Raw genomic sequence first — 11,976 nt, 5'->3', positions numbered from 1 at the left:
CTATTCGTTTACTGGGTACAATGGTGCACCCTTCGTTAATGTGTTAGCAAAGTTTTCAAAACTAATCCGAATCATGTCTTCAACGGCTGGTTCAGTAAAGAAGCCCATGTGCGGAGTTACCAAGACGTTAGGATAGTTTTTCATTAACTCTAGATTAAGGGGGTTCGGCAAGTCATCCAGGGAATCGAATTGTTTCCCGATGATGGCATCTTCGTCCAAAATTACATCCGTTCCGTAACCACCGAGGTGCGAATTACGAACCGCATCCGCCACCGCCTGGTTATCAACGACTTGCCCCCGGGCGGTGTTCACCAAAATAGCCTGATCCTTCATCTTCGCGATTTCAGGATCACCAATTAACTTTCCAGTTTGCCCCGGAATGTAGGGAATGTGGAGTGACACAATGTCAGAAGTGCGTAACAACGTATCTAGATCCACAAATGAAACCACGTCATTATCTGGTTCGGGGTTCCGTTTGTAAGCCACGACCTTGGCACCTAAGCCTCGGTATAACTTTGCTTCGGCCATCCCAATCTTACCGGCCCCAATGATTCCGACCGTTGCACTGTGAATTTCATTGGCATAGTAAGTTGGCAACAAACGGAAATCACCATCGTGAGTATTCACGCTGGCCTTTGACACGTTTCTAAATAACGTTAATCCAAGCGTCAAGGACAACTCTGCCACGGCACGTGGCGAGTAGTTCGGCACGTTGGCAACCTGAATCCCCAGGTTTCTAGCCGCCTTAACGTTAATGTTATTCACACCCACGACCCGGGTGTAAATGTACTTCACGCCCGCATTAGCTAGCTGTTCAACCACTTCGGCATCACAATCATCAAAGGCCGTAATCAGAACTGCATTGGCACATTCGGCCCGATCCACGTTATCCAGCGTGAGCCGTTCCGCTACCAACGTTAAGTCATAGTCATCTTTATTAAGTTTTTCAAACAGTGGGGTTTCGACCTCACGTACGTTATACACAGTTATTTTAAACATATTCATTCTCCTCAGTCGGTCTATGCTTAATTATAAGGTACTTCGAATTTAGATAGCAAGAAATTAGGGAAATCAAAAAAATTTAAAATTTCAATTTCTTTAAGGATGTTAATTTTGTGATTTATTTATGCTTCAAAACAATTATAAATATAAGATTTACGCTTGATAATATATAATTAAATTCAATAATAAAAGAATTTAATTATATATTATAATGGTTAAGAGTCGTAAATTTACTTTTAATTTAAGTACTATAAAAAAGGAGAAATCACTATTACACCTATCAGAAAATTTATTGTTTCCCATAAAAATTTAACGATTATCGCTTTTTTTATGTTTTTAAGTCTTCTCACAATTCTGCCGTTATTCCATTATCCAGCTTTAGCATCTAATCCTGGTTATGATGGTCAGTTCCATGTAGCAAGAATCACTGAAAGTTTTATTAACGTTAAAAATGGTGGCATCTTCAAAGCCTATCCAGATTTAATGACGCATTCTTTTGGATCATTTGGATACCCACAAAATATTTTTTACCCCCTTATTCTTTTCATCCCCGAAATTATAATCCATCTAATTGTTGGAAATGGATATTTAGCCTTTTTACTTTTTACTTTTTTATGCGAATTTCTGATTTTCATCAGCATGTTTTTTTGTTCTTTCAAAATAAGTAAGAATAGAATGCTGGCAATCATTGCAAGTTTATTGTATGGCCTAGGCCACTTCACGCTTAGCATCATTTTTTTCTATAGAAGTTTGGGTGGAATGCTAGATTTCATTTTCCTTCCAATTGTTTTTTACGGAGTATATCAACTAACATTAAAAAATTACCGAAAATGGTGGATTTTAGCATTCGGAATGTCCGGTGTCATTTTAAGTGATCTTCCTGATTCACTCGTTATATTTTCTTTTATTATCTTTTCTTTAGGTTTAGCCTTTCTAGGAAAAAACTGGAAGGAAACCGTTATAAAGAGATGCTCATATTTAATTGTGGCGGGAATTGTAACCCTACTCCTTACTAGTTTTTTCATTATTCCGTTAGTTCAAAATCTGCTTTATATCAAAGACATTACAGTTAATATTAATGATTTATATTCTTCCAGCATTTCAATTATGGATTTAATTTTACCTAAAACCCTTTCTTCTTACGCAATTGGAATACTCGGTGGAATAATAATCATTGGAATCATTGCATTCTGGACAAAGTTAAGTGCTTTTTTCAAATATCTATCAATTGAATTATTATTGTTCATAGTTCTCACTTCAAATGTTTTTCCGTGGCAATTATTGCAACATAATTTTAAATTTCTACAATTCACAGGTAGATTTTTATACGTAATTACATTTTTAATTGCATTTATAGGTGCCAAACTAATCTGTATGGTGCTAACGAATAAATCAGATAGACTGCTAATTATCACAATTCTATCTGTTTGTGGGATTTTGGCGGTAACATCCATTAACCTAAACAATGTAAAAAAACCAGCAGAAAATGGTTTTACTTTAGTTTCATGGAAAGATTTTGACCAGAATTCCCTATCCTGCAATACGTTAGATTACTTACCTAAAGAAACAAATCATGACAAAGACTTGCTATCTAAACATTCGATTCCCGTGGTTAATAAGGGTAAAGATCTTGTCCAATTAGATTATTCTAATTCATATAATAAAATTGATTATAGAATAAAGACAAACCGCAATTATTCTTCTATATATTTACCAGCTGCCTATTATCCTGGATTCCATGTCTATGTTAACGATAAAGAGCAAAAAATAAATGTCGGAAAAAATAAATTAATTAAGGTCAAAGTAAATAAAGGAATTAATGATATCCAAATTAAATATCAAAAGACCACGATACAAAAACTAACAATCGTAATTAGTATTCTAGCTTTAATTTCAACGTTATTTTATATCATGAAAACAAACAAAAAATCTAAATAACATTTTAACTGCATCATAAAATGCTTAATTATTTTATGGTGCAGTTTTTTTAATTAGATTTTAATGTAATCAAAAAGCCGCAGTAAATTGAGATTAACAATTTACTGCGGCTTTTTTTAATACCTAAATCTATGAAAAATTAAAATTAAATCAACGAATTAAATTCTCCCAAAGAAGGTTGGATACATGTTCCATGAAGCAACTGTATCAATGGTAATTCCTTTACCGTTAGATGACAAGAAGTATCCATTACCAAGATAGATTCCCACGTGTGTCATTGAGTATAGAGCATAATTACTACCATCATCATAAGTTCTAGAGAAGAAGATTAAATCTCCAGCCCGAGCTTCATCCTGGCTAATGTGCTTAGTAACTCGCCATTGATCCTCACTAACTCGTGGTAAAGTAACTCCAATTTGCCCATAAGACCATTGAGTTAAACCAGAACAATCAAAGCCAGTCCATGGCTTACTACCACCCCAGCTATATGGTTCACCGAGATATTGATCTGCCACTCTAATTGCTCCTAAATAAGGAGTATTTTCCGGAAGATTAATTCCAACTTGCGGAACATAGTGAACCCCATTCTTATCAGAGTAACGCATCCAAGTTACTCCGTCCTTAACATAGGTTGAATCATAGTGCAAAGTCCAACCAGGACGGAACCAATTCTCACTTGTGGATTGAAATGAGGGTGCGTCATCATAAATTGTAGCCCCTTGATTAAAGGTCCATGTCCCACCTTGAGTACTATTTAAATAGTTTTGGACATTAAATCCAACAGCGGGAACATAGTGGACACCCTTACCATCGAAATAACGCAACCATGTAGTTCCATTAAAATCAACTGTTCCAGTGTAATTAACCTTCCAACCGGGAAGAAATGCTCCATAATGTTCTGCTTGTGCGGTTGGGGCTCCACTATAAATTGGTGCTGCCTGGCTGAATTCCCAGGTTCCATTCTCATCCTTAACTGGAAGATCATTAACATTAACTCCAACTTTGGGAACGTAATGAACCCCATTCCCGTCAAAGTAACGTAACCATGTAATGCCGTTAAAGTCAACGGTTCCCGTGTAATCAACTGTCCAACCCGCGTGGAAATCGCCATAATGATCAGCTTGATCAGATGGGGCTCCACTATAAATTGGTGCCGGTTCACTAAATGTCCAAGTTCCGTTTTCATCTTTAACCGGAAGGCTGTTTACGTTAACCCCAACTTTGGGAACATAATGAGCACCATTACTATCAAAGTAGCGTAACCACGTAGTTCCGTTGAAATCAACCGTTCCAGCGTAATTAACCGTCCAGCCAGCATGAAATTCTCCATAATGATCAGCTTGATCAGATGGGGCTCCACTATAAATTGATGCTGGTTCACTAAACGTCCATGTTCCATTTTCGTCTTTAAGTGGAAGATTGTTTACATTAACCCCGACTTTAGGAACGTAATGAACCCCGTTGCCGTCAAAATATCGTAACCAAGTAGTTCCGTTGAAATCAACCGTTCCAGCATAATTAACCGTCCAGCCGGCATGAAAATCTCCATAATGATCAGCTTGATATGAAGGCGCACCACTATAAATTGGCGCTGATTCACTAAACGTCCATGTTCCACTTTCGTTGTTCAGCGGAACACTACTTACATTAAAGCCTACCTTAGGCACATAGTGAACCCCGTTGCTGTCGAAGTAACGTAACCATGTAGTCCCGTCAAAATCAATTGTACCAGCATACTCAACGGTCCAACCAGCATGAAATTCACCATAATGATCCGCTTGTTCAGATGGAGCCCCATTATAAATTGGTGCAGTCTGACTAAATGTCCATGTTCCACTCTCATTATTTAATGGAATACTATTTACATTAAAGCCTACCTTAGGCACATAGTGAACTCCATTCCCATCAAAATAACGTAACCATGTTGTCCCATCTAGATCAACTGTTCCAGAATATTCGACGGTCCAACCAGGTTTAAATTCGCCGTACTGATCTGCTTCATGGGAAGGTGCTCCATTATAAATTGGTGATGATTGGCTAAACGTCCACGTTCCACTTTCATTCGTATTAACGTTCACATCATTAACGTTAAAACCATAGCGAGGTACATAGTGCGTTCCATTACTATCGGCATAACGTAACCAAGTTAAGTTATGTTCTTGGTCATACCAAGTCCCATTGTAGTGAACTGACCAACCAGAGTGAAATTCACCGTATTTGTAAGCATTTTGAGAAGGCGCCCAGTAAATTGGGGCTGATTGACTAAACGTCCAGTCCCCATCAGCATTGGCAAACTTTTCTGCATTAATAACAAAATCGGCCTGCGAATCATATTGGTCCAATTTATTATAACGAATAATCCCAATTAGAGATGAAGCATAGTTAGGATCGGTGGCATAGCCGTCAGCCTGCAATAATCTAGCCACTTCTGCATAGTTTCTATTATGCAGCAAATTAGCATACCGTGGGTTATTGGCTAAAAAGGCTCCGTGGTCTAAAATACTTTCTTTAAATGATGGGTAAGCACGAAACCGATCATAAATTGTAACGTACCGACCATTAATCCATTCCCGCGTTTGAACAGTTACATATTGACCATTATAAGAACCCTTAATTCCAAATAGATTATTTCCGGGAGTGCTACTTCCCCAACCACTTTCTAAAATTCCTTGTGCAATCGAAATACTAGGCAAAACCCCATACCGATGCCAAGTTTCGATTGCTCCAGCAGCCAACGAATCAATAAACTGCCGATAATTAGTAGAAGCCAAATTAGTGTGTAATTGACTACTTAAAACCGGATCAATTTTAACGCTAGTAGCATTATTTACTGGTTGTGATTGTTCAGATTGTTTATTTTCCGGTTCAGTACTTGCTACTGGTAATTTGGTATCAGCTTGCTGCGTCGACTGGGATTCACTTTCATTAGCCGTAGTAGCTTGCTCACTAGTTTTATCTGTTTCCTTTGGGTTAGAAACGGTTTGTGAACCAGCTTCTGCTTGCTCCTCACCCGATTGTGGCTGGTCGTCCTTAGTCTTTTGCTGACTATTCACTGAATTAGTTTCATCAGTAGTTGCTTTTACATCACTATCTTTAGTTTGCTGAGTAGTGTTTGTTGATGTAGTGGTGTTATCAGGTTCATCGTTCTGCTTAACTTCAGCTTGTTGTTGCTCAGCGGTCGCATCTGGAGTTTGTTGTTGTTCTGATGCTTCACTCTTGGTCTGTTGTTGATTGTCTAAATGATTATCTGTTGGTTCAGTCGTATTATTTACTTTAGTTTCGGTAGTTGGGGAGGTTTGTCCGCCGTTGTTTTCTGCAACTACCGGATCGGCCGCTTTCTTTCCGTCAGCAGAACTTTGTGTTGTAGTTACTTCCTGATCATTTTCAGGTTTACTGCCATTTACTTGGTTATCAGTAGTGATAGCTGTGCTATCAGTTGGTGCTGGTGCTGGTGCATTTTGATTGTTAGCTACCGATTGTTGTTGGGTAGTCGCTACCCCCGTCTGATCCGCTGAAACAGTTAGATTTCCAGTTCCAAAGGCTAATCCAACAGCAAAAATCGTACTTAAAGAAAAGGTTAACCACCCTTTCTTACTTTTAACTAATTTATGCCTTAATTTTTCTTCTCTAGTGTCATTAATCATTAATTGCCGATTCCTTTGATACTGCTTCATTTTAGTCTCCTTTTTATTAATAACCGAATGCATCCTTCGATTTAAACTGTCATAATCCTTAAATTTTGATTATGTCATAATGACCCCTTCACTCGAAATAATCCCAATTTGAATTTATTTAATTACTGCCTAATATGCAGCATTAGGCTTTATCATAATTTTAACCGTTTTTATAATAATTAGTAAGTCAAATTTGAAACTACTTTTTTTAATGTATTCTAAGTCAATTCGAACGGCCCCGTTAAAATCCGTATTATTACGTTCTGTGACTTGCCATAGCCCTGTACATCCAGGCTTTACCCACAATCTTTGCCGATCGTAATCAGTATAGTCAGCCACTTCACTTGGTAACGGTGGACGAGGTCCTACTAATGACATGTCACCTTTAATCACGTTAAAAAGTTGCGGGAGTTCATCTAAACTGTATTTCCGAATGAATTTTCCCACTTTTGTAATTCGCGGATCCTCTTTAATCTTAAACATGGCGCCGTTAACTTCATTCTTGTTTTTTAAAGTCTGCAACTTTTGATCCGCATCTGGGATCATTGAACGAAATTTATACATTCTAAATGGTTGCTCGTTCAAGCCAACTCGCTCTTGAACATACAAAATCTTGCCATGTGATCCATCAAATTTAACTAGTATGCCCACAATTAAAAACACTGGACTAAGCAAAATTACTCCAATTACACTTAAGAATAAATCAGTAATTCGTTTAACCGAAAAATAAAACGGCCGATCTTGTACCGCTTTTTTATCTAACCAGATTTTATTTTCATGATTTTCTTTCAAGATATTCACCTATATTCAAGCCCAATTAGTAGTATCTTCATCATACCAAAAATAAAGCCGTAATTAAAATTAATTTAGCGGCTCCACATCAGCACTGCCTTTATTTATTCCCACGTTACGTAAAACAATTAAATCTAAAAAAACCGTCTAGCTCAGACGGTTTAACTACTTAAATTTTATCGTTTGTTACGAACCTTCGCAATGGTTTCACGCACTAATTTTGGCCTTAAAATCAGTAGAAATCCTAGGTAACATACCATCCCAACCAAGATTTCTAAAATCAGCATTGTCCAAGTTGATTTTAATTTAACTCCTAAACCAAATACCAACCAAAACATGACAAGCCCTGCAAATAAGTATTGCCAGTATCCAGAGAATAAGCGTGTCATACTAACCTGATTTCGGATTGAATATAATTGGTAAGCAGTAACTGCAATTTCTGAAATCACCGTTGCAATTGCGGTCCCAACTGCTCCCCATAAAATAATAAGCGGAACGTTTGCAATAATATTGCAAACGGCACCAATAATTACAGAATAATTATACTTAGCATTTTGACCAGTTGGAACTAAATATTGAACTCCAATAACGTTACTCCAGCCAATCAAAAGCACCACTCCTGATTCAATCATTAATAATGGAATGACAGCCGTAAAGCGACTAGAAAGAAACAGTGGAACTAAAACTGGGGCAATCGCAGCAATTCCGCACGCCAATGGAACAGCGATGGCTGTCACAAATTCAAAACTAGTGTACAAATACTTTTGGACCTTAGCGTGATCACCATTTTTATACGCGTTAGAAACATGCGGTAGCATCACTAACCCGGTTGCCGTTACAACCGCTAATGACATTTTAACAATTTTATCGGATTGACCAAAATATCCAGAGGTCGTTACATTCGTCATAACTCCAAGCATCGTTTTATTCACATATAAGTAAATTTGCGTTGCAATTTCTGGAATAAAAAGAACCAACGAAGGTAAAAAATGGCGAAATAATCTCAATTTATTCCATTGGGGTTTCCCAATAAATCGTTTGAGACTAGGAAACATCGTTAAATTCCCGGCCAGTAAAGAAAGCGATAGAATTAAAATATACAAAAAGAGATCATCATACGATTTAACAAAGGTAAAAATCAAAACTAACGTGGTAATTTTCACTAAAAAATTACGGACCACGGTAACAGCGAAATCTTCTACTCCCTGAAAGAACCATGAAATGTCAAAAGCTGCTGCTAATAATGCAAAAGATTGCGCCAAGTAGTACTGGCGAAATCGATGAATTAACATTAAAAACACAAAGAAAGCAATATATGCAATCCCAACCGTGATAATCTTCATGAAGAAAATTTCATAAAAAGTATTCGTTAACTTTTGGCGGTTTTCCCTTACATAAGCAATTTGGCGGTTCCCATAAATTGCTACTCCGATACTACCGAAAATAATAAAGTACTGCATGTTAGCATTGGTAAACTCATTAATTCCAACTCCGTGGGGCCCAAGGACTCGAGCTAAATACGGAGTTGTTAATAATGGCACCAGCAAGACAAAAATTTGATAAAAAGCATTATATAAGTAATTTTTAATTACTTTCATCCTAATTACTCACCAAATTCCGTTTTGACCAAGCGCAAGGCAGCCATAATTGTTTGATCCATGTTGTAGTACCGGTATTGACCTAAACGGCCCCCAAAGACCACGTTTTCAGCTGCTTGGTTGGCTAGATCAGTGTACTGTTTGTATAAAGAGCGATTCTGTTTGTTATCAATTGGATAGTAAGGTTCGTCACCCCGACTCCAGTCCTTGGGATATTCGTGAGTGATAACCGTTTTGCCCTTGTTTCCTTTGCCAAACTCAAAGTGCTTGTGCTCAATCACCCGCGTAAAGGGAGTTTCTGCGTCGGTATAGTTAACTACCGCGTTTCCTTGGTAGTTATCAACGTCCTTCACTTCGGTTTCAAACCGTAAGCTCCGGTACTCTAATTCACCGAGGGCATAATCAAAGAATTGATCAATCATTCCCGTGAAAATAATCCGTTTCCCGGACTGCAGATACTCATCTTTGTGGTCAAAGAAATCCGTATTAACCTTCACGTCAATTAAATCACTGGCTAACATCTTTTCAATGATCTGCGTGTAACCCCCCTTGGGAATTCCCTGGTAGGGATCACTAAAGTAGTTATTGTCATAAATAAACCGGACGGGAATCCGCCGAATAATAAACGATGGCAGGTCAACTGCCTTGCGTCCCCACTGCTTTTCGGTGTACCCCTTGATCAACTTTTCGTAGATATCCGTCCCCACTAAGGAGAGCGCTTGTTCTTCTAGGTTAGTCGGTTTCTCCGGTACGTTAGCGTTTTGCTTTTGTTCTTCAATTTTAGCCTGAGCTTCAGCGGGCGTCCGGACCCCCCACAGTTTGTTAAAGGTGTTCATGTTAAAGGGCAGGTTATAAATTTCACCATGATAGTTGGCCACCGGACTGTTAATGTAGTTATTAAATTCCGCAAATTGCTGTACATATTCCCAAATATCTTTCATTTTAGTATGGAAAATGTGGGCGCCAAACTGGTGAACCTGGATCCCTTCCACTTCTTTAGTGTAAATGTTACCGGCCACGTGATCCCGTTTTTCAATCACTTCCACGTGGTTCCCGCGTTTCGCCGCTTCGTATGCAAATGTTGAGCCAAATAATCCCGAACCAACTACTAGATAATCAGTCATAAGTTAAAGTTCCTTTCTTACTCAAAATAATGTTAAGAATAAATAAAATTGAATTAAACCCGACACTTAAAATCATAGAAGAAAAGGTTCCTTCGATGAAAATAATCACTAAGATCAAGCTGAGGGCTGTATAAAGTGGCTGGTTCTTCTTAATGATTAAATAAAAAGCAAACTGAATAACAATGTATAAAAATATAAATGCAAACAATCCGTTTAAAAATAACACTCTTGAAAAAGAAGAATCAATGTAAAAGTAATGCAAGACCGGCTTGAGTGAGTTTCCATTCCCATGTTCGACAATGTAGCGCCCTAAAAATTTGATTGGATATTTAATTGTCGCCTCTGAAACTAACGACAACCGATTACTAAAGAGCTGATTCAATTTTTGCCAAGCTTCACTTTGGGGATTGAAAAAATAGGCAGAGATTAGGGTCCATAGAAACACCAGTGCTGGTGAGATCAAGATAAATCCTCTGACAAATTTATTCTTCAAGAAATTACCATAATACCGCCACAAAGTTACAAATGACAGCAATAACATACAAATTAAATCAGTTCTCGTATCAGTAATTTGATATACCACGAACGATAGGAGAAAAATTAGACTAAAAATCATAATGATCGTTTTTTTATTTCGACTCGCTAAATTAAACGCAGCAATAGAGGCCAAAATAAAGAAAATGATTGAAGAAAGCACCGTGGTGTACCCTTCACCTAGCGAAAACCGGAAAATTCCGTTACGCACGTAAATTAAATTAATAATCAATCCACTTAGAGCAGCGACCACCGTAAAGACCAGTGCAATCGTCATATACACAAATGATGTTTTAAAAATCTTTCTGAGGCTAATTCCAGTTGAGGCACAAATGAAAAAATAGGAATTAACCAAATCATGTGACTTTGAAATTTTAGCAGATATAACTAGTAGCAAACCAATTACAACAAAAATCACTTTTTGTTTTCGGGTTAAGTTGTCCAAAAACAACGTCTTGCCCACCACTAACAAAATCGAAAAATATTCCAACACAACACACACTTTAGTGAATCCAGCAAATGTGTGGGGAAACGTCGTATAACGAAAATTGGCACTAATAACTAACAAAGCAAAAGCAACAAGAAACAATTGATTTTTGACGCTAATGGTTTTCAGCTTATTCAAGATCTTCAACTAATCAATTCCTTTCCTAGATTTAAATGATATCTATCGTTTAGATACCTCTCCATTAACTTTCGCCTTATTCAAAAAATTAACTTCATCTTTCGCATTCTTGGTTTCGGGGAAATTAGAATAATTTTTATATTTCATTTTAAACGGATGAACCCAAACGTTAACTGGATCTCCAACTTGTAAATCAAGTAGAGTATTCCGATTGAGACTTAGACCATCGTACATAAAAACTGGTTTGGGCGAATATGGTAATACCAACCGACCATTTAACTTGGCAAGCAGCGGTCGTTGCCGTTTTTGAGCATTAGTAGCGATTAACACTGCCCCGTCTTTTCGGTCAATGTCAACCACCCGTCCCCGGGTTGCTAGTACCCGTTTCGAATCATTAGTAATCGTTGCCGGGCTATCAACTCGAGAAACAATTGACTTAACCGTAAAAATTCCAAATACCAGAATTAGTGGAATTAGAATCATCGCTAATTCTTTCTTATCAATTTTGTTATTTTTACGACCATGTTTGTTCTTCGCCGTTGGCTCATCGTTATCCAAAAAAACGGGACCGTTGTTCCAAATGTCATAGCTAAAGAAAATGACAAATCCAACCATCATAATGATAGCCACGATAATAATCAATGAGCGTCCACTTAAGATGTTCGCCAACCTGAATAAAAAATATTGCA

General features: G+C 37.6%; 8 protein-coding genes. 1 reads left to right on the top strand and 7 read right to left on the bottom strand.

The features are described from left to right. The gene (locus M3M35_RS05360; protein ID WP_252749637.1) at positions 1 to 999 is read right to left on the bottom strand and encodes an NAD(P)-dependent oxidoreductase; all 999 of its coding nucleotides are present in this window, start codon (positions 997 to 999) and stop codon (positions 1 to 3) included. Between the two features lie 333 nt (positions 1,000 to 1,332). On the opposite strand from M3M35_RS05360, the gene M3M35_RS05355 reads away from it, so the two are divergent. Beyond that, a complete protein-coding gene (locus tag M3M35_RS05355) occupies positions 1,333 to 2,940 on the top strand; it encodes a YfhO family protein (protein ID WP_252749636.1) in 1,608 nt (535 codons plus the stop codon). A gap of 158 nt (positions 2,941 to 3,098) precedes the next feature. Here the strand turns inward: M3M35_RS05355 and M3M35_RS05345 are convergent, their stop codons facing one another. The 6 genes from M3M35_RS05345 to M3M35_RS05320 form a co-directional block, all read right to left on the bottom strand. Next, the gene (locus tag M3M35_RS05345) at positions 3,099 to 6,614 is read right to left on the bottom strand and encodes a glucosaminidase domain-containing protein (RefSeq protein ID WP_274706346.1); all 3,516 of its coding nucleotides are present in this window, start codon (positions 6,612 to 6,614) and stop codon (positions 3,099 to 3,101) included. Between the two features lie 129 nt (positions 6,615 to 6,743). After that, the gene (locus M3M35_RS05340; protein WP_252749635.1) at positions 6,744 to 7,406 is read right to left on the bottom strand and encodes a sugar transferase; all 663 of its coding nucleotides are present in this window, start codon (positions 7,404 to 7,406) and stop codon (positions 6,744 to 6,746) included. A gap of 176 nt (positions 7,407 to 7,582) precedes the next feature. Further along, a complete protein-coding gene (locus tag M3M35_RS05335; RefSeq protein ID WP_252749634.1) occupies positions 7,583 to 9,004 on the bottom strand; it encodes an oligosaccharide flippase family protein in 1,422 nt (473 codons plus the stop codon). A gap of 5 nt (positions 9,005 to 9,009) precedes the next feature. After that, entirely contained in the window at positions 9,010 to 10,128 is a 1,119-nt protein-coding gene (gene glf, locus M3M35_RS05330; protein ID WP_252749633.1) for a UDP-galactopyranose mutase, read from the bottom strand. Further along, positions 10,121 to 11,152, bottom strand: a complete 1,032-nt coding sequence (locus M3M35_RS05325) for a hypothetical protein (RefSeq protein WP_252749632.1) — start codon at positions 11,150 to 11,152, stop codon at positions 10,121 to 10,123. Before M3M35_RS05325 ends, glf begins: the two co-directional genes overlap by 8 nt. A 177-nt stretch (positions 11,153 to 11,329) precedes the next feature. After that, entirely contained in the window at positions 11,330 to 11,956 is a 627-nt protein-coding gene (locus M3M35_RS05320; RefSeq protein ID WP_252749631.1) for a hypothetical protein, read from the bottom strand. Between the last annotated feature and the right edge of the window lie 20 nt (positions 11,957 to 11,976).

Origin of the sequence: Fructilactobacillus myrtifloralis (genome assembly GCF_024029335.1) — a bacterium.
Taxonomy (GTDB): Bacteria; Bacillota; Bacilli; order Lactobacillales; family Lactobacillaceae; genus Fructilactobacillus; species Fructilactobacillus myrtifloralis.
This window is presented reverse-complemented; position numbering and strand designations above follow the sequence as displayed.

What these genes read in the sequence shown, in the direction of transcription:
- M3M35_RS05360 (WP_252749637.1), bottom strand. Translation starts at nt 999, where the DNA reads ATGTTTAAAATAACTGTGTATAACGTACGTGAGGTCGAAACCCCACTG.
- M3M35_RS05355 (WP_252749636.1), top strand. Translation starts at nt 1,333, where the DNA reads ATGTTTTTAAGTCTTCTCACAATTCTGCCGTTATTCCATTATCCAGCT.
- M3M35_RS05345 (WP_274706346.1), bottom strand. Translation starts at nt 6,614, where the DNA reads ATGAAGCAGTATCAAAGGAATCGGCAATTAATGATTAATGACACTAGA.
- M3M35_RS05335 (WP_252749634.1), bottom strand. Translation starts at nt 9,004, where the DNA reads ATGAAAGTAATTAAAAATTACTTATATAATGCTTTTTATCAAATTTTT.
- glf (WP_252749633.1), bottom strand. Translation starts at nt 10,128, where the DNA reads ATGACTGATTATCTAGTAGTTGGTTCGGGATTATTTGGCTCAACATTT.